The organism is Dactylosporangium sp. NPDC000521, from assembly GCF_042898305.1.
Classification (GTDB): domain Bacteria; phylum Actinomycetota; class Actinomycetes; order Mycobacteriales; family Micromonosporaceae; genus Dactylosporangium.
In genome coordinates, this window is the sequence record NZ_JBIAYW010000046.1 from 1 (window position 1) to 18,719 (window position 18,719).

The following is an 18,719-nucleotide window of genomic DNA, read 5'->3' on the forward strand; positions in this document are numbered from 1 at the left end:
CTGCGGGGTGTTGTCCTCGGGGTTCCACTCGACGCCGTGCTGCAGCAGGTCCCACGCCTCGTTGGCGTAGTAGACCTCGTCGAAGATCGTCTCCCTCGGATGGGCCAGGTTCACCATCCGCAGCAGCAGCCCGATCGCGGTGACCAGGATCGCCGCCAGCCAGAAACCGGGTGTGGCGGGTCCGGGCCGGGCGAGCCGGCGACGCACCGCGTCGGCGACCGGTGCGGCTCCATCCCGGGACGGCTCCACCGCCGGCGGCGGCGTCTCGCTTGCGTCGGTCAGCACCGAGGTCATTGCGCGATCGTAGGCGTTGGGATGCCACCATCGCACATGTGCCATTGATTCTGCTCGGAGCTCCTTTGGGCAATCCCGAGGACGCCTCGCCCCGGCTGCGCTCGGTCCTGGCCTCCGCCGACGTCGTCGCCGCCGAGGACACCCGCAGGCTGGGCCGTCTCGCCCAGCACCTCGGCGTGACGATCGGCGGCCGGCTCGTCTCCTACTTCGAGGGCAACGAGGAGCGCCGCACGCCCGAGCTCGCGGACCTCCTCGCCGCCGGGGCGACCGTCGCAGTGGTGACCGACGGCGGCATGCCCAGCGTCTCCGACCCCGGGTTCAGGCTCGTCCGTGCGGCGGTGGCGTTGGGTGTACCGGTGAGCGCCGCCCCGGGCCCGAGCGCCGTCACGACGGCCCTGGCGGTGTCGGGACTGCCCTGCGACAGGTTCTGCTTCGAGGGGTTCCCGCCGCGCAAGCAGGGCGAACGGCGCACGTACTTCGCGTCCCTGGCCGCCGAGCCGCGCACCCTGGTCTTCTTCGAGTCCCCGCACCGCGTCGGCGACACCGTGCGCGACCTGGCCGCCGCCTTCGGCGCCGACCGCCCGGCGGCACTGTGCCGCGAGCTCACCAAGACGTACGAGGAGATCCGCCGCGGCACCCTCGGCGAGCTGGCCGAGGACGCGGAATCGGCCCGTGGCGAGATCACCCTGGTCGTCGGTGGCGCCCCGGCGGTGCCGCAGGAGCGCCCCTCCGACGCCGCCCTGGCCGCCTCGGTCGCCGCGCTGGTCGCCGCCGGCGCGTCCAAGAAGGACGCGATCACCGAGGTGGCGACCCGCTTCGGCCTCCCCCGCCGCGAGGTCTACGCCGCCGCCCACGCCTGAAACTTCCGCACGAGGTTCCCCCGCCATGATCCGGAATAGTTCTGGTCGCCAGGACGACAAGAACTCTTCCGGATCATGAGGCACACGCGGGTCAGTAGGAGCTCACGAGGACGCCGAGGGCGAGGACGACCGGGGCGGCGGCGGTGAGGGCGTAGGCGGCGAGGCGGGTGCGGAAGCGGCCCAGGCGGCCGGCGCCCGTGGCCCAGCACAGGGCGGCGCCGCACAGGAGGACCAGGGCCAGCCCGACGGTCCAGCGGACGCGCAGCCCGGTGGGGTTGCCGGCGTACGCGATCCGGCCGCCCTCGCGCATCCGCGCGTCGAGGACCGCGCCGGGGGCGTCGTCGGCGCCGACCAGCGGTACACCGGCGACCGCGGCACCCTTGTCGGGCTGGAAGGTCACGTAGCAGCGGCGCAGGACGCCGTCGCCGCGGCAGCGGGTGACCTGGGCGTGGCCGGCCTCGCCCTGGCCCATGTCGAGGAAGAACGGCTCGGCGCTGGTCCAGGCGAAGAAGCCGGCCAGCAGCGCGATCAGCAGCATCGCGGGCAGGCCGGCCGCGGGGCTGCGCAGGCGCTTGGGCTTGCGCGGCGGGCGCTTCGGCGGCGGGGACGTGCGGGCGGCGTCGCGCGGCTGGCGCATGACCCGCATCGCGGCCGGCGGCCACGCCTCGCCCGCGCCCGGCGGCTGCACCCCGGCGAGCGAGGACAGCGAGGACAGCTGCGTCGCCGTCTCCTCCAGGTGGACGGTGGCCTGCTGGAGGTGCTCGATGACGGCGGTCGCCCCCGCGTCGTGCGCGGCGGGATCCACGAGATCCGGAGCGAGCCCCGCAGGCGCGGCCGCCGGCACGAGATCCGTGCCCAGCTCCTCGTCGGCCGGCGCCCGCACCGTGGTGGTCGACGTGGTCGGCCACAGCGGGAAGGCGTCGGATGGTTTCGGGGGAATTCCGGCGGCCTGGCCCCGCCACCACGCTTCTTCGCTCACGTTTTCATTGGACAACGGGTGATACCGGAGATTTCGGACGTCCCCTAGCGTGTCGGGAGAAACTATCCGTTCGCCGAAGGTCAGGACGGGTCACTACGCTTGCGGGTCATGAGTCGTGTTCTCGCCGCGGTCGCCTGGCCTTATGCCAACGGGCCGCGCCACATCGGTCACGTGTCCGGCTTCGGAGTGCCTTCCGACGTGTTCAGCCGTTACATGCGGATGGCCGGTCACGACGTGCTGATGGTCTCCGGCACCGACGAGCACGGCACCCCGATCCAGGTCCAGGCCGACGCGGAGGGAGTGACCCCGCGCGAGCTCGTCGACCGGTACAACCGCGTGATCGTCGAGGACCTGCACGGGCTCGGCCTGACCTACGACCTGTTCACCCGCACCACGACCGGCAACCACTACCAGGTGGTGCAGGAGCTGTTCCAGGGCCTGCACGACAACGGGTACATCATCGCCAGGACGACGCTCGGCGCGCGGTCGCCGTCGACGGGCCGGACGCTGCCCGACCGGTACATCGAAGGCACGTGCCCGATCTGCGGCTACGACAGCGCCCGCGGCGACCAGTGCGACAACTGCGGCAACCAGCTCGACCCCGACCAGCTCATCAACCCGCGGTCGAAGATCAACGGCGAGACGCCGGAGTTCGTGGAGACCGAGCACTTCTTCCTGGACCTGCCCGCGTTCGCGGACCAGCTCAACGCCTGGCTCGACACGCGCGAGGGCTGGCGGCCCAACGTGCTGAAGTTCTCCCGCAACCTCATCGCCGACCTGCAGCCGCGCGCGATCACCCGCGACCTGGAGTGGGGCGTGCCGATCCCGCTCGACGGCTGGCGCGACCGCGACGACAAGCGCATCTATGTCTGGTTCGACGCGGTCATCGGCTACCTGTCGGCCTCGGTCGAGTGGGCCCGCCGCAGCGGCGACCCCGAGGCGTGGCGCAGGTGGTGGCAGGACCCGGACGCCGAGGCGTTCTACTTCATGGGCAAGGACAACATCGTCTTTCACTCGGTGATCTGGCCGTCGATCCTGCTGGGCTACTCGGCGCCGAAGCCGGGCTCGCTCGGCGCGCTCAACCTGCCGACCGAGGTCGTGTCGTCGGAGTACCTGACGATGGAGGGCAAGAAGTTCTCCTCGTCCCGCCGGGTCGTCATCTACGTCCGCGATTTCCTGCAGCGGTACGACGCCGACGCCCTGCGCTACTTCATCGCGGTCGCCGGCCCGGAGGCGACGGACACGGACTTCACCTGGTCGGAGTTCCGCCGGCGCAACAACGACGAGCTGGTCGCCGGCTGGGGCAACCTGGTCAACCGCTCGATCTCGATGGCCGCGAAGAACTTCGGCGAGATCCCCGCCGCGGGCGAGCTGACGGCCGAGGACACCGCGCTGCTGGACGCGGTCAGGGCCGGTTTCCAGTCCGTGGGCGACCTGCTGGCCAAGCACCGGCAGAAGGCCGCGATCACCGAGGCGATGCGGATCGTCGGCGAGGTCAACAAGTACTTCTCCGACCAGTCGCCGTGGAAGCTCAAGGACGACAAGGCCCGGATGGGCACCGTCCTGCACGTCGCCCTGCAGGCGGTGCGCGACTGCAACACGCTGCTCACGCCGTTCCTGCCGCACGCAGCCCAGCAGATCCACGAGCTGCTCGGCGGCACCGGCGTGCACGCGCCCATGCCGCAGATCGTCGACGTGGAGGACCTGGACAACGGCCTCACGTACCCCATCCTCACGGGCGACTACAAGGACGGCGCGACCTGGGCGCCGGAGCAGATCGTCGCGGGCACGCCACTGTCGGCGCCGACGCCGGTGTTCAAGAAGCTGGACGAGTCGATCGTCGAGGAGGAGCTGGCCCGGCTGCAGGGCTGATGTCGAGCGACCGCTAGGGGATCTCCGCCCAGACGACCTTGCCGTCGGCGACGGCGCGGGTCCCCCAGCGGTCGGAGCTGGCGCGGACGATCTGCAGGCCGCGGTGGTGCTCGTCGTCGAAGGTCGGCTCGATCAGGAACGGCAGCCGGTTGTCCTGGTCGAACACCTCGACGGCGACGTGGGCCGGCAGCAGGTGCAGGCGCAGCTCGACGTGGCGGGTGCGGGCGTGGGTCGCCGCGTTGGCGAAGAGCTCGGCGACGACCGCGACCGCGGTCTCGGCGCGCTCGCCGGGCACGCCCCACCCACGCAGGGTCTCCTGGACGAAGCGGCGGGCGGCGCGGCTCTCCGACGCCGCCGCCGGATACGCCGCGACCGCGGTCAGCGGCACCTCGGCCGGCGGCTGCCGGACGTAGAGGACCGCGATGTCGTCCTCGTGATGGGCCGGGTCGACCATCCCGGCGACGAGGTCGTCGATCGCGGTCAGGGTGGGTCGCGGGTGCTGGACGATCCGCGCCTGAAGGTCGGCGAGCCGGTCCTCGATGTTGCGGTCGCGCCGTTCGATGAGGCCGTCGGTGTACAGCAGGAGCGCCTCCCCCGGCGGGACCGCGACGATCTGTTCGGTGTACGGGAAGTCGACCGTCCCGAGCGGCGGGCCGATGGGCCCGGTCAGCAGCCGGGTCGGCTGGCCTTCCAGGACGCCGACGGCGGGCGGGTGGCCGGCGTTGGCGTAGCTGAGGGTGCCGTGCACCAGGTCGTAGACCGCGTACACGCACGACGCCATCTGCGTGTCGTGGTCGGCCGCGAGCAGCGTGTTGAGCTGCCGCATGAGCTGGCCGGGTGCGAGGTCCAGCGACGCGTACGAGCGGATCGCCGTGCGCAGCTGCCCCATCACCGCCGCGGCGCGGATGCCCTTGCCCATCACGTCGCCGACGACGAGGGCGACCCGGCCGGCGGACAGCGGCACCAGGTCGACCCAGTCGCCGCCGACCTCGACGCCCTTCGCCGCCGGCAGGTACCGCGACACGACCTCCAGCCCGTCCACCCGCGGGATCCTGGGCAGGAGGCTGCGCTGCAGCTCGACGGCGGCGTTGCGCTGGCGCAGGTACATGCGGGCGTTGTCGAGCGCGACCGCGGCGTGCGCGGCGACGCCGACGGCGAGGCGCTCGTGCCGCTCGGTGAACCGGCCGGCCCGCGGGTGGCCGAAGAAGAAGCCGCCGAGGACCTCGCCGGTGGAGGAGATGACGGGCACGGCCAGGTAGCTCACGACCGGCAGGTGCCCCGCCGGGATGCCGGCGTGCGGCGGATTGTGCCCGTAGCGCGGGTCCTTCCTGATGTCGTCGCTGCGTATGTACCCGACGCCGCGGAACGTCGGGTCGAACACCTTGGTGTTGCGCGGCATCGGGAACTTCGCGAACTTGTCCCTGGACACCCCGGACAGGGTGTACAGCAGGTACGACTCGCCGAACTCGTCGGTGACGTTGTAGAAGAACGAGCCGAAGGCCGCGCCGGTGAGGCTGGTCGCGACGTCGGTGGCGCGCTGGACGACCCGGTCGACGTCGAGCTCCGACGACAGCTCGGTGCCGACGGAGTGCAGCGCCTCGACGAGGCTGGTCTCCTCCCGCAGCCTGCCCTCCCGCTCGCGCAGCTCCTGCTGGCTGCGGCGCAGCCGCCCGGCGGCGTCGGCGAGCTCGGCGACGGTCCGCTCCAGGTGGGCCGCCTGCCGCTCGGCGGCCCGCTCCACGGCGACGAGCAGGTCGCCGAACGCCTCCTCGCGGGCGGCGGCGTTCCCCGGATCGACGTGGCGATGCAGGCCGATCCGGAGGTTGAGGAAGATCAGCTCGAACAGGTCGGCGGTCTGCTGGTCGAGCCGGACGGTGACGCCGCCGAGCAGGTGGTGGCCGGCGCAGCCGACGGCGAGCACGGCCCGCACCGGATGGTCGTCGACCTCGCGCAGCTGCACCCCCGTGGCCACCGCACCGGGCGCCCGCCAGTCGCCCGTGGCACCCCACCCGCCGACCGGAAGGGCGCCGGCGGGGACGGTCGTGACGACCGTTTCTCCCGCGGCGAGACGGAGCCAGGAGAAGGCGGACGGGCCGGCGTCACCATCGCGAATGCGCTCGTGAAGAAGCTCCGCGACGGCGTGCAGGGCGCCGGAAAGGTCGTCACCCTTCGCCGCGACCGCACGCACCTCGGTCCCGCAGCGAACGATCTCGCTCAGGGAGAGGCTGTTGAGGTCGTACACCGGCCCTCCGGTCTTGACGCATTCACGGACGAACCATCCAAACCAACAATCTGCCCGGGCGCAATGGTCCCAACCTCGCCGCGGTCCCCGCAGCGCGCCTGGTATGTACCCTATGCCGGTTCCTGCGAAGTGCAAATTGCAGATTGGCACCCGTTTGAGCGAACGTCCGGTCGCGTATGAGGAGTGTCGTTGACGACATCGTTGTAATTATCCGCAAAACACATCGGTGTTCAGAGATCTAGTAAGTAACTTCTGATCGGTGGGTGAGTAACATGTCGTGTCGACACGCCATCGCATAGACATAGATGATCGACACAGTCGTGTGCGAGAGGTCCGGTTCCGGTCGAACCGGACCATTCCGTACACCCCCGCACACCCCCGCGCAGCGCCACGCGACGCCTCCAGATCCAGGTTCACGCTGTGTAGCTCCCAAGACGGTCAGTAACAACTGACACGGACAGCAAAACTGGACGAGCGCCGCATATCACCCTGCGAGCCGCACACCCGTTGTACGTCATGGAACCACTATTAATTGACAGATGTCCATAATTAGAAGTCTCAACTATGAGATGGTCTTCAATCTTTGTACCAATGCAATCGAAGCCGCCAAATGTGGGACTCCCCTCCGGACCCGGGGAGATCTATGGTTGGTCGGCGTCAGTTCTGTCCAACGAATGCAACCCTCGGTGAAAGGGCCGCCCCAGCACGTCTGAGACTCGTCTTCGGGAGTGACGGTGCAGACCAGCCAGCACGGCGTTCCACGCGAGAGCACGCTCGACAAGTTGGCGCACAACGACGCCGCCGAGCGGTTCCGCGGCCGGACAGGGCCTGGCCGGCTGACCGAGGCACCCGCCGCCGAGCGGCGCGGCGACGCGCCCGAGCTGCCGACGGTGCACCTCGCCCGGGCCCGGCTCATGGAGCAGCTCGACGCCGCCGTGTCACACCCCGTGACCCTGCTGTGCGCACCGACCGGCTGGGGCAAGACCACCCTGGTGGCGTCGTGGATCGCCGCCGGCCGGGCGCCAGGGCGCGCCGCGTACGTGCGGTTCGAGGCCAACTGCGGCGCCGGGGCGTGGCGGCAGCTGACACACGCCCTCACCGCCGCCGGGATCGCCGTCGACGCGGCCACCTACGTGTGGAGCAACGCCCACCACGACGACCGCGCCGTCGTCGTCCTCGACGACCTGCACCATGTCACGAACCACACCGTGCTGCGCCGGCTCGAACGGCTCGTCACCCGTCTCGGCGACCAGATCAGCTTCCTCATCCTCGCCAGGACCGAGCCGCCCCTGTCGCTGTACCGGTGGCGGGTCCGCGGCCAGCTCAACGAGCTGCGCACCGATCACCTCGCCTTCACCCAGGACGAGGTCGCCGGCCTCGCCGACGGCTACGGGGTGCGCCTCGCCCAGCACTTCCGCTACGCGCTCTGGCACGTGACCGAGGGCTGGCCGGCGGCGGTCGCGGTCACCCTGTCGGCGATGGTCGGCCGGCACGAGCCGGAGCGGCTGGTCACCGACATCATCCTGGGTGAGGCCGGGCTCAACGAGGAGGTCGGGCTCAGCGAGTACGTCCGGCGGGAGATCCTGCAGCACCTCGACCCGGAGATCCGCGAGATCATGCTGCGGACCTCGATCCTGGAGACCGTCTGCCCGGGCCTGGTCGAGGCGCTCACCGGCAGCCGTAGCGGCGCCCGGCTGCTCGCCCAGATGAGCCGCGCGAACTCGCTCGCCAGCTTCTACGGCGGCTCGCACTCCTGGTACCGCTACCGCAGGCTGCTGCGGGCGATGCTGCGCGCCGAGCTGCGCACCACCCTGTCCTTCGCCGAGGAGCGGGCCCTGCACCGCGCGGCGGCCGGCTGGTACGCGGCGAACGGGCTGCCCAGCGACGCCCTGACGCACGCCATCGCGGGCGGCGACTGGGTCTCGACCGAGCGGTTGTTCCTCCAGTACTGGCCGGAGCTGGCCGGCTCGGGGCCGCGGGCGCTGACCACCCGGGACGGGCCGCAGCCACCGCACGACATCGCCGAGCGGCCGATGCTCGCCTTCGCGCTCGCCCTGTCGTGCCGCGACACCGGCGACATGGTCGGCATGTCGGCGTTCATCCGGCTCGGTGAGCGCGGCCTCGGCGAGGCACCCGCGGCGCTGGAGGCCGAGGTCCTCGCGGCGATGCGACTCGCGGAGGCCGCCGCCGTCGAGCACCCCGAGCGCGCCTACGAGACCGCGGCGCGCCTGCTGGAGCGCACCGAGGACGCGGCGGGCGAGCACGTCTACGCGGACTCCGCGGACGCGGCGCGGGCCGTGGCCCACCTGACCTTCGCCGGCGCGGCCGTGGCCGGCGGGCGGCTCGACGAGGCCGACACCCACCTGGAGCTCGGCGCCGACCTGGCCCGCAAGTCCGGCTTCAACCTGCTCACCGTGCAGGCGAACCGCCTGTGGGCGCTCACGCACCTCAGCCGCGGCCGGCTGTCGGCGGCGGCGGCCTGCGCGCGGCGGGTCCTCGACGGCTGCCGCGACGCGGGGATCGCCGAGTCGCGCAACATCAGCTACGCCCGGCTGGTGCTCGCCACCGTGTGCCGGGAACGCGGCCAGCTCGACGAGGCCCGCTTCCACATCGAGGAGAGCGTCAACACCAACGCCGCCCCCGACCCCAACAGCTGGGTCAGCGGGTCGATCGCCCTGGCGCTGCTGCTCTTCGACCGCGGTGACCACGCCGGCACGCTGGAGGCGCTCGAGCCGCTGATGGACACCAGGGTGGGCGTGATGCCGCGCACCGCCGACGTGACCGCGCGGGCGCTGCACGCGGAGCTGTGCCTGCTCGACGGCCGGATGGACCAGGCGCACGCGGTCATCGCCGAGGCGCTGCGGCACTGGCCGGGCTCCGACGAGCCGCGGCTGGCGCTTGGCCGCCTGCACCTGGCCGAGGGGCGGCCGGCGGCCACTGTGCAGATAGCCGAGCGGATCCTTGACAACGGGCCCGGGTCGCTGGTCACCGCCGTCTCCGCGACCGTGCTGCTGGCCCAGGCGCTGCGGCAGCTCGGCGACCTGGCCGGCGCGTCGGAGCAGCTCGACCAGGCGCTGCGGATCGCCGGCCCGGAGGGGATCCGGCGGCCGTTCGAGGGGCACGCCGGCTGGATCGCGGAGGTCCTCGCGTCGCCGCCGGTGCTCACCCCACCCCGGCAGCGCGACCCGGAGCCCGCCGACCCGAGCACCGAGCCGCCCGCGGCGGCCCACGTGACTCCCGCCGCGTCTCCCGCCGCGCCGGACGGTCTCGCGGCATGGTCCGCGGCGCCCGCGGGGGAATCGATGCCGGACCCGCTCACCGAGAAGGAGGCGCAGGTGCTGCTCTACCTGCGCAGCATGCTGTCGGTCGCGGAGATCGCCGCCGTGCTCAGCGTGTCGACCAACACCGTCAAGACGCATGTCCGGCACGTGTACCGCAAGCTCGGCGTCAGCCGGCGGCGCGACGCGGTGCGCCGGGCACGGGAGCTGAGCCTGATCTGACGGTTCACCCGCCGGTGTGGGGCCGGCACCCCCGCCAACCACCCTTTCCGGGCGAGCCACCCACCCGGCCGTGAGGGCCACGATATGGGCGGCCGCCGTGCATCGGCCGCCGACCGACGAAGGCCTCAGGGGTGTGACGTGGTGACGACGGATGTTGCGGTCAACGGTGTGCGGGTCGGTGTGCGGTATGCGGTGGCGGACAGGATCGCCGGTGTCGGCGGTGACTGGTTCCTCGGCACCGCGCTACCTGGCGGCGACGTGCTGCTGGCCGTCGGCGACGTGATGGGTCACGGCCCGGACGCGGCCCGCACCATGCTGCAGCTGCGGGCGTCGATGACGGCGCTGGCCCTGGCCGGCGACGAGCCCGGCGTGATCCTCGCCGCGCTCAACCGGATGCTGTGCCGGCGCCACGCGACGGTCCTCGCCACCGCGGTCTGCGGCCGGTTCCGCCCCGCCGACCGGATGCTCGTCTGGGCCCGGGCGGGCCACCTGCCGATCCTGAGGGCCAACGCGGACGGTGTCGGGCCGCTGCGCCAGCCGCCCGGGATGGCGCTCGGCGTCGAGCCCTGCGCCGTGTACCCGCAGGCGGCCGTGCGGATCGAGCCCGGGGAGCTGCTCCTCATGTACACCGACGGCGTCGTCGAGCGCCGTGATCAGGCCATCGACCAGGGCGTCCAGGTCCTCGCCGACGACGTCCGGGCGGCGATGCGCGCGTCCGCACCCGCCGAGCACCTGGACCGCGCGCTGGACGGGGTGCTGGACATGGCCTGGCGTGGCAACCCCGACGACGACGCCTGCCTGCTCGCCGCCGAGCCCGTGGCGGGATGACCTCACCCCACCGCGGCTCTCCAGTTCCTCCGTGACCTCACCCATCGAGGGTGATCCCTGATCACCCGCCTCCCTCGAATCATCTTCCCCAGGCACGACATGGACGTTCCGGGCGCGCGGGCGGCGCGCCCGGAACGCTCCATCCGGGCCTGTTCCGGGGGGAACAGAGAAACAACGGGGGAGATAGGCCGTGCCGGTCCTGGTTTCGACCGGGGCCGGCACGGCCCACACGTATATCCCGGCCTGTTTCCCACTTGAGACCGATTCAGCGGACGGCAGAGGTAGGGAGAGTACGGCGGATGGACAGCGGCGGCGGTGTGGTGAAGGAATGGACCACGTTCGGCACGACGATGCTCGCGCTCGTCGGCACGTTGAACGTCTCGCAAGGTCTGCTGGTGGGGTTCGCCAGCGGCGGTATCGGGTTCGACAGGAATGACGTGGCGTTCACCAGCGCCACCACCTGGGCCACCGCGACGGTGGCCCTCGGCGTGCTCCTCGGCGCCACGGGGTTCGCGCTGCGTGCCCGCAAGAGCAGCGCCCGAGCCGCCGCGGTGAGCATCGTGGCGCTGCACGCGATCTCGCAGCTGGCCATGCTCCGGGCGTACCCGGCGTGGTCGCTGCTGATGGTCACGCTCGACGTGATCATCCTGTTCGTCCTGACCGTGCCGAGGGGCAGGGCGGCCGCCGCCGGCGACGGCGAGCCGGAGGAGACGCCGATCGCGTCGGTCACGAAGCTGGCGCTGCGCCGCAACAGCCGCAGCGACCGGTACCGGGGCCGCCACAAGGCCGGCCGGCCGATCGTGCGCCACGAGGACGTGATCCTGGTGGACATCGTCGAGGAGCTCGAGCCGGCCGCCGGCAACGCGCCGGCGGGCACCGACATCGACGTCATCGACCTCGACTCGCCGCAGATGTGGGTCCGGGCGGTCGGGCACGCCACCGTCCCGATGATCGTCGCGGAGCCGGTGCACGAGATGGACGAGTCGTTCATCGCCGTGCAGTGCGCCTCCCTCGACCCGCTCATGGACCCGCTGCCGGTGCTCATGGCCGCGCAGGCGGACACGGCGATCATCGAAGGCGTGATGGTCGAGGACGACGAGGAGATGGCGGAGGAGCTGGCCGCCATCGGCGCCCGCCCGTACGTCACCCAGTAGCTCGAACGACCCCACCGCCGACAGCGGCGGCGCCCTCAACGGAGTGGGCGCCGCCGCTGTTTTGTGTGTCCGTCCGGGTGGGGTTCCGCAGGCGCGCGTCCGTCGGCGCGTCCGTCGGCGCGCGTCCGTGGGCGCGTGTCCGTGGGCGCGTATCCGTGGGCGCGTATCCGTCGGTGCGTATCCGTCGGTGCGTGTCCGTCGGCGCGTCCGTGGGCGCGTGTCCGTCGGTGCGTCCGTCGGTGCGCCCGTCCGTGGAACCGGGCGGGCACAAAGCAGCGGCCCCCGGGAGATTCCCGGGGGCCGCTTGCCGTGGCCGGCGAGCTGTCAGAGCAGGTTCAGCTCGCGAGCCCGTTCGATCACCTCTCGCCGCCTGCCGACCCCCAGCTTGCGGTAGATGTTCTTCATGTGCGTCTTCACCGTGTTGACGGACACGTAGAGCATCGAGGCGATCTCGCCCGCGGACAGGGTGCCCTGCAGGTAGCGCAGGACGGCCAGTTCGCGTTCGGTGAGCGGCTCCGCCAGCTCGCCCGCCGCGGCGGCCGGGCGGCCGAAGCCGTTGAGTTCGGTGGCGATGTCCTCGGCGACGCCGCGGTAGCCGCTGCCCGCCGGCAGGTAGGTCACCAGCAGCTCCCGGACCGGCTGGCCGCCGGCCACGAACGGCCAGCGGATGCCCTCGTCCTCGGCGCAGCGCAGCGCCTGCTCGAGGGCCCGGCCGGCCTTGCTCCGGTCGCCGAGCGCGCGGAGCGCGCGGGCGCAGGTGAGGTTGGCGTCGACCGTCCACACCAGCGAGCCGGTGGTGTACTCCAGGAACGGCTGCACCGCACCGAGGGCCGCCGCGGGGCGGCGCTCGGCGAGGGCAGCCTTCGCTCGGACGACACCCAACCATGGCGTCAGCAGATCCACGGGCTCCAGGTTGAGCAGCCGCTTCGCCGCCTCCACGTCGCCGGCGGCGAGCCGCAGCTCCGCCTCGGCGAGCGTGACGCAGTGCTGGAGCCGGGGCGTGTACCGCCAGTCCGCGAGCTGCCGCCGGATCGCGGACAGCTCGGTGCAGGCGGCCCTGGCGTCGCCCGCGGCGGCCCGGATGTGCGCCCGGGACATCGTGGCGACCGCGACCAGGCCCGGGTCGGCCAGACCGCCGCCGTCCAGCGCCCGGTCCAGGTAGTGCTCGGCCGCCCGCACCCTGGCCTGCAGGTAGCAGACCTCGGCGACGGTGAGCTGCGCCCAGACCACGTCGCTGCCCTGCGTCTGGCCTTCACGGTCGGCGAGGGACAGGGCCTCCTTGCCGTAGCGCATCGCCGCCGACAGCCGCCCGCGGGTCGCGTTGAGCTGCGCGAGCTGCCGCAGCGCCGCCAGCTGCGACTGGATCCCGCCGCAGCGGCGGGCCAGGTTGAGCGCTTCGGTGAGCGCCAGCTCCGCCGCCGCCAGGTCGCCCTGCAGGAGGCGGGCGCCGCCGACGGCGACGAGCGCGAGCGCCCGCATCCGCGCGGTGTCCTGGTCGTCGAGGCCCATGTCGTCGCGCAGCAGCTGCGGCGCCGTGGCGAGGATCAGCTCGGGCTTGCCCGACTGGTGCGCCTCGGCCATCCGGAAGCTGTCGACGATGGGCCGCAGCGCCGTGCGGGCCGACTCGACCAGCGTGTGCTGCGAACGGTCGACCAGGTGCAGGAACGTCTCCGTGCCCTGCGGGTCGCTGGCGTCCAGGCGCTCCGCGGCGAAGGCCAGGGCCAGCCGCGGATCGTTGCGGACCTCCTGTGGCGGCGGCGGGACCAGCTCCTTGATGGTCCGCAGCCGCGCCCCCGGCACCAGCTCCTGCCAGCTCGCGGCGAGCAGGTCGGAGGCCTGGCCCCAGTTGCGGGCGGCGAGCGCGTGCCGCAGCGCGTCGGCCGGCGAGTCGTGCGCGGCGAACCAGTCCGCGGCGCGGCGGTGCAGCTGGCGCACCTGCTCGGGCCGGCGGTGCCGCAGCTCGTCGTACAACATGAGACCGAAGAGCGGGTGGCACCGGTACATGCCGGCGTTGCCGCTGCCCTGCACGACGAACAGGTTGGAGTGTTCGAGCTGCGCCAGGATGCGGGCGCCGTCGACGCGGCCCGTCAGCGCCTCCACGAGCTCGGCGCTGACCTGGTCGAGCACCGAGGTGCAGAGGACGACCTCGCGGATGTCCTCCGGCAGGGTGTCGAAGACCTCGCCGACGAGGTACTCGCCGAGCGCCCGGTCCTGCAACGCGAAGCGGGGCACCAGGCTGTCAGGCTCCGGGTGCCCCTGCACGGCGAGCGCGGCGAGTCGCAGCCCCGCCGCCCAGCCTCGCATCACCGCGTGCAGCTCCACGAGGGCCGACTCGGCGAGCCGGACGCCGTGCGCGTTGAGCATCTGCGCGGTCTCGTCGATGGTGAAGCCGAGCGTCCCGTTGCGCAGCTCGGCGAGCGCGCCGCGGATGCGGAAGCGGTACAGCGTGAGCGCCGGGTCGGTCCGGCAGGCGATGACGAGACGCAGGCGGTCACCCGCCTGGGAAAGCAGCGTCTCCAGCTCCCCCCACACCCGCGGGACGGACAGCTCCTGCAGGTCGTCGAGGATGACGACGACCGGCGGGCCGGGCCGCCGCAGCAGCACGACCAGTTCGTCGAGTGCCTCGCCACCGTCGGCCGGCGCCGCGGTGACCTGGTGCTCCGCGGTGGCCGCCGCGACCGCACCCAACACGTGCTCCCAAAAGCGTGGGCCGTGGTGCGCCTCGACGGTCAACCACGCCAGCGGCCAGGGAGATCGCCCGGCCGCCACCCATTCTGCCAGCAAGGTGGTCTTGCCCCACCCCGCCGGAGCGGAAATCAATGTCAAAGGCCCCGCCACCGCCCGATCCAACGCGTCCAGCAGACGCGGTCGTGGCACGTGATAGCGGGGCGGCTCAGGCACTGCGAAGTGCAGTGCGGGACGGGTGATGGTGTCAACGAGCGTTTTCTGCCCCAACGTTTTTCGCCCCCTCCCACCCACCGCAGCACGGCGGATGACCACGGGATTGTGAGGCGATTAAAGGTGAGGTCGCCTCACCCGTAGGGGGTGAACAAATAACGGTGCGTGTTCACCCGAGGCGGCGAACGCAACGGAAGCCGACGTGGCAGCTGCCGTTCTCGACCGCCTCCGGCTGCCGCGCCGCGGGGCGGAACCGGTGGTCATAGCCGGTGGAGCACAGGTAGGAGCCGCCCTTGACGACCCGGCTCGCATAGACGGCCGCCCCTGCCGGGGTGTCCACCCGAGGGTTGTCGGCGACCTCACCCTGGGGCTGGAGAGGATCGTCGCCGACGTCGAATCTGGCATTGCCGGACCGGTAGTAGTCCGACGTCCACTCCCACACGTTACCGACCACGTCGAAGAGGCCGTACGCGTTGGCGGCGAACGCACCGACCGGGCTGGTGCCGTGCCCGCCGTCGCTGCGGTCGAGCCACGGGAAGATGCCGTGCCAGATGTTGGCCCGGCCCGGCTCGGGCTCGTCACCCCACGGGTAGATGGCCTGATCGAGCCCGCCGCGGGCGGCGAACTCCCACTCCGCCTCGGTCGGCAGGTCCTTGCCGGCCCACCTGGCGTACGCGGCGGCGTCCTCGTAGGCGACGTGCACCACCGGGTGCGCCGACAGGCCACGGATGTCGGAGTCCGGCCCCCACGGATGTCGCCAGGACGCGCCGGGGCGGAACTCCCACCACACCCGCCAGTCGCGCAGTGGCACCGGGCCGGGCGGCTGTACGAACACCATCGAGCCGGGCTGACCGTCTTCCTCCGGCTGCCGCTCCGCCACCGTCTCGTAGCCGGTCTCGGTCGTGAACAGGGCGAACTCGGCGTTGGTCACGGGATGCGAGTCGATCCAGAAGCCGTCGACGGTGACCTTGCGCACCGGCGCCTCTTCCGGATAAAAGCCGTCCGCACCCATGGCGAACGTGCCACCAGGTATCCAGGCCATCTCCACGACCGCATTGTGCTTGCGCCGCCGGGTGAGAAGTCCTCACCCGGTGCGGGTGACGGGCGATCCATCGATGAACGGCAACCGCAACTCACACGGGCCGGGTGATGCCCGGTCATCCGCTCGCACCGAACGATCGGCTCAAAAGCACCGGTTCGCAATTCCGCAAGGGAGGGAGGTCGCCACACGAGCTTCGCCGGATCCGGCCGCGGCGCCTCCTCTCTTGTCCGCCGCGGCCGGACGACGAACCTGCTCTCATTGGCTAAGACCTGCCAGACCTGCCTCCTGCCGGTGTCCCACTCGTGCAGAGGAAGGAACACTGAGGCCATGACCAAGAGCAGAACCGTGTGGTTCGGCTGGGTCACCTTCGCGGCCGTCATGCTCGTCGTGATCGGGCTCCTCAACGTGCTCGAAGGGCTCGTCACGCTGCTGCAGAACCAGGTGGCGTTCATCGACGACAACAGTCTTGTCGTCGTCAACCTGACCGGCTGGGGCATCCTCATGCTGGTCTTCGGCGGGCTGCTGGTGGCCGCCGGGATCGGGCTGATGGCCCGCAACACCGTCGCCCGGGCGGCGGCGATCGTCATCGTCGCGCTGCACATGCTGATCCAGATCGGCTGGCTCGGCGCGTACCCGGTGTGGTCGATGTTGATGATCACGCTCAGCGTGGTGGTCCTCTTCGCACTCACCGTCCACTGGGCCGACTCCATGCCTCCCACCGTCGCGCAGACCCCGGCGAGCCACCGGGCGGCCGACCGGGACTTCCAGGCAGCGGACTACCAGGGGTACGGCGGCAGCATCCCGATGAACTCGCCGACCTCACCGCACCAGCCCGCCGCGCAGACGTCCGGGCAGCCGGCCGCGCAGGGGACGAATGTGGGGCCCTATCCACCGGGCGGGCCGTATCCGGCGGGGCGGCCGGGTCCCGCTGCGACGCGGCCGAACGAGGGTGCGCACGCCGCCGCGGAAACGGGCCAGACGGGCCGGCACGGCGACATGCCCGCGCCCGGCGAGGCACCGCAGCCGCCGCGGTACGGCGACATCGGCGGGGCCGGCGCACACTCCCGGCAGGACGAGACGGCTCGGTGGTCGTCCGACCCGCCGCGGCACTCCGCACCGACCTCGGACCACGGCGTGATCTGAGAACCGCGCGGCACACAGAGAAAGAAGGAAGGGTGGCTGCCCCCGTGGCAGCCACCCTTCCTGTGTGTTCTGGGCCCTGGTTGTGCCTCTGGGTCCTGTGGTCTCTGGGTCCCTCTGTGTCTGGAAACGCTTGAGGCGCCGACGCGGGCCTGGGAGCGCGTCGGCGCCTCTCGCGCCGTCCTTCAATGTTCAGACGTCTATCGGTCCTGCTGTGTGACTTGCGATGGGTGGGCGGCCTCCTCCGGATCAGCCGCCCACCCATCGGCTCCCGCCGCCCTCGCTGAAGAGCGCCCGGTGCGCAGGATGCGGGCCGTGTTCACCGCTCGTCCTGCCCCGCTGAGTACCCCCTGCTCAACGGTGTTCACCTGACGCCCCAGCTGGGTCGTCACGCCGGGGACCACCGACGACGTGACGCCCGCGGCTGGCGGGAACGGGCGGACCGTCATTGACGGTGCAGCAGTCACCATCAGGGCCGCCCGCAGTTCGTTCATGGCAGGAATCCTGCTGGCTGTCAGAGTGATCCGTCCTCACCCCGGTGGGGTGATCGGCCAGCGGGCACATCGTCACTCCGCACAGGTGGGGCCGCGCACCGGCGCACACCGCGACGCTCTTCAAAGAACGCTCGACTCACAGAACGGAGAGCAGGACCATGGCCACGTTGACCGTCTGGAAGTTCGACACCCCCGACGGGGCGTCCCGCGCCGCTGAAAAGCTCCAGGACCTCTCGAAGCAGGGCCTGGTGACCATCGAGGACGCCGCGACCGTGTCGTGGGAGGTCGGCGCCAGTAAGCCCAAGACCCATCAGATGCACAACCTGACCGGCAGGGGCGCGCTCGGCGGCATGTTCTGGGGCATGCTCTTCGGCCTGATCTTCCTCATCCCGCTGTTCGGCATGGCCGTCGGCGCGGCCGCCGGCGCCATCTCGGGCTCGCTGAGGGACGTCGGGATCGACGACGACTTCATCAAGCGCACCCGCGACGAGATCCAGCCGGGCACGTCCGCGCTGTTCGTGCTGACCACCGACGTCGTCATCGACAAGGTCCGCGACGCGTTCGCCGGTGACCGGCCGAAGCTCCTGCACACCAACCTGTCCAAGGAGCAGGAGGACCACCTGCACGAGGTCTTCGTCTGAACGCTCCCCGCCCGGGAAACGGTGACGCCCGGTGGTCCACAGTGGACCACCGGGCGCCTCGGGGCAGGAACGTCTTCAGGCATTCGGCAGGTCGGCCATCTCCTTCTCCGCGGACTCGACCTCCGCGGTCAACTTGGCGTGCTGCTCGGACAGGGCGTCCAGCAGCTTTCTGGTGGTCTGCAGGCTCTCGGCACTGAGGGAGCGGGTCGACGCCAGGAGGTTCTCGGCCGCCTCGCGCTGCCGCTGGCGGCGGGTGTCCCACTGGACGCGGCGGGACTGCTCGGCGCGGGCCTCCTCGGCGCGGCGTTGCGCGAGCGCGGTCTGGAAGTCGCGGATCGCCTCCTCGGCGTGCTTGCGGGCGTCGGCGAGCAGCGCCTCCCCCGCGGTGCGGGCGCTGTCGAGCTCTTCGGCCGCCTGCCTGCGCAGCGCGTCGGCCTCCTGCTCGGCCAGCTCGATCATCTGCTGGATCCGGCCGCCGACGGCCCGCGAGGTCTCGTCGCCGCACGTGCACTGGCGCACCTGCGTGTTGAGCCGTTCGACCTTGCCCGCGAGCTGCTGCTCCCGGTAGCGCGCCGAGGCGAGCTCCGTCTCCACCGTGGTCAGCCGCATCTGTAGGGTGGCGACGTAGCGGTCCACCTGGCCGCGGTGGTAACCCCTCAGGGCAAGCTCGAACCCGTTCTCGCCGCGGAGTTCGATCTCACCGACAAGCGCGCTCATCCTGGGCTCATCCCTCCCCGCCCGTCGACGCGACGGGCGATAGCCGGAACGCTGCCGA

12 protein-coding genes and 1 pseudogene are annotated in these 18,719 nt (G+C 71.7%); 7 read left to right on the forward strand and 6 right to left on the reverse strand.

All coding sequences use genetic code 11. From position 1 onward, the window contains the following. A pseudogene (locus ACFY3L_RS53755) lies at nt 1–294 on the reverse strand (phospholipid carrier-dependent glycosyltransferase); the annotation flags it as partial. Between ACFY3L_RS53755 and rsmI the strand changes: the two are divergent. Next, nucleotides 294–1,154: a 16S rRNA (cytidine(1402)-2'-O)-methyltransferase gene (gene rsmI / locus ACFY3L_RS53760; protein ID WP_389343503.1), complete on the forward strand. Its 861-nt coding sequence runs from the start codon at nt 294–296 to the stop codon at nt 1,152–1,154. The pseudogene ACFY3L_RS53755 and the gene rsmI overlap by 1 nt on opposite strands. Before the next feature lie 91 nt (nt 1,155–1,245). Here the strand turns inward: rsmI and ACFY3L_RS53765 are convergent, their stop codons facing one another. Then, the gene (locus ACFY3L_RS53765) at nt 1,246–2,133 is read right to left on the reverse strand and encodes a hypothetical protein (protein WP_389343506.1); all 888 of its coding nucleotides are present in this window, start codon (nt 2,131–2,133) and stop codon (nt 1,246–1,248) included. A gap of 108 nt (nt 2,134–2,241) precedes the next feature. Between ACFY3L_RS53765 and metG the strand changes: the two genes are divergently transcribed. Next, nucleotides 2,242–4,005, forward strand: coding sequence for a methionine--tRNA ligase (gene metG, locus ACFY3L_RS53770; RefSeq protein WP_389343509.1), 1,764 nt, complete (start codon nt 2,242–2,244; stop codon nt 4,003–4,005). A 13-nt stretch (nt 4,006–4,018) separates the two neighbouring features. Here metG and ACFY3L_RS53775 read toward each other — a convergent pair whose 3' ends face one another. Continuing rightward, nucleotides 4,019–6,247, reverse strand: coding sequence for a SpoIIE family protein phosphatase (locus tag ACFY3L_RS53775; RefSeq protein ID WP_389343512.1), 2,229 nt, complete (start codon nt 6,245–6,247; stop codon nt 4,019–4,021). Between the two features lie 734 nt (nt 6,248–6,981). On the opposite strand from ACFY3L_RS53775, the gene ACFY3L_RS53780 reads away from it, so the two are divergent. From ACFY3L_RS53780 to ACFY3L_RS53790, 3 genes are all read left to right on the forward strand, one after another. After that, nucleotides 6,982–9,747 (forward strand): LuxR C-terminal-related transcriptional regulator, encoded by a 2,766-nt coding sequence (locus ACFY3L_RS53780; protein ID WP_389343515.1) that lies wholly within the window; start codon nt 6,982–6,984, stop codon nt 9,745–9,747. Between the two features lie 141 nt (nt 9,748–9,888). Continuing rightward, nucleotides 9,889–10,575: a PP2C family protein-serine/threonine phosphatase gene (locus tag ACFY3L_RS53785; RefSeq protein ID WP_389343518.1), complete on the forward strand. Its 687-nt coding sequence runs from the start codon at nt 9,889–9,891 to the stop codon at nt 10,573–10,575. A 299-nt stretch (nt 10,576–10,874) separates the two neighbouring features. Then, complete coding sequence (locus ACFY3L_RS53790) at nt 10,875–11,729, forward strand: hypothetical protein (protein WP_389343521.1); 855 nt, start codon at nt 10,875–10,877, stop codon at nt 11,727–11,729. Between the two features lie 324 nt (nt 11,730–12,053). Here ACFY3L_RS53790 and ACFY3L_RS53795 read toward each other — a convergent pair whose 3' ends face one another. Both ACFY3L_RS53795 and ACFY3L_RS53800 read right to left on the reverse strand, forming a co-directional pair. Next, nucleotides 12,054–14,729, reverse strand: a complete 2,676-nt coding sequence (locus ACFY3L_RS53795) for a LuxR C-terminal-related transcriptional regulator (RefSeq protein ID WP_389343524.1) — start codon at nt 14,727–14,729, stop codon at nt 12,054–12,056. Nucleotides 14,730–14,796: 67 nt separating this feature from the next. Then, nucleotides 14,797–15,669, reverse strand: coding sequence for a formylglycine-generating enzyme family protein (locus tag ACFY3L_RS53800; protein ID WP_389343563.1), 873 nt, complete (start codon nt 15,667–15,669; stop codon nt 14,797–14,799). A gap of 327 nt (nt 15,670–15,996) precedes the next feature. On the opposite strand from ACFY3L_RS53800, the gene ACFY3L_RS53805 reads away from it, so the two are divergent. Next, nucleotides 15,997–16,812: a hypothetical protein gene (locus ACFY3L_RS53805; RefSeq protein ID WP_389343527.1), complete on the forward strand. Its 816-nt coding sequence runs from the start codon at nt 15,997–15,999 to the stop codon at nt 16,810–16,812. 649 nt (nt 16,813–17,461) lie between these two features. Beyond that, nucleotides 17,462–17,944: a DUF1269 domain-containing protein gene (locus tag ACFY3L_RS53810; protein WP_389343530.1), complete on the forward strand. Its 483-nt coding sequence runs from the start codon at nt 17,462–17,464 to the stop codon at nt 17,942–17,944. A 75-nt stretch (nt 17,945–18,019) separates the two neighbouring features. Here the strand turns inward: ACFY3L_RS53810 and ACFY3L_RS53815 are convergent, their stop codons facing one another. After that, nucleotides 18,020–18,661, reverse strand: a complete 642-nt coding sequence (locus tag ACFY3L_RS53815) for a hypothetical protein (protein WP_389343533.1) — start codon at nt 18,659–18,661, stop codon at nt 18,020–18,022. Nucleotides 18,662–18,719: the final 58 nt, after the last annotated feature.

Coding starts and splice junctions, on each gene's coding strand:
- ACFY3L_RS53800 (WP_389343563.1), bottom strand. CDS start 15,669: ATGGCCTGGATACCTGGTGGCACGTTCGCCATGGGTGCGGACGGCTTT.
- ACFY3L_RS53790 (WP_389343521.1), top strand. CDS start 10,875: ATGGACAGCGGCGGCGGTGTGGTGAAGGAATGGACCACGTTCGGCACG.
- ACFY3L_RS53815 (WP_389343533.1), bottom strand. CDS start 18,661: ATGAGCGCGCTTGTCGGTGAGATCGAACTCCGCGGCGAGAACGGGTTC.
- ACFY3L_RS53810 (WP_389343530.1), top strand. CDS start 17,462: ATGGCCACGTTGACCGTCTGGAAGTTCGACACCCCCGACGGGGCGTCC.
- metG (WP_389343509.1), top strand. CDS start 2,242: ATGAGTCGTGTTCTCGCCGCGGTCGCCTGGCCTTATGCCAACGGGCCG.
- ACFY3L_RS53805 (WP_389343527.1), top strand. CDS start 15,997: ATGACCAAGAGCAGAACCGTGTGGTTCGGCTGGGTCACCTTCGCGGCC.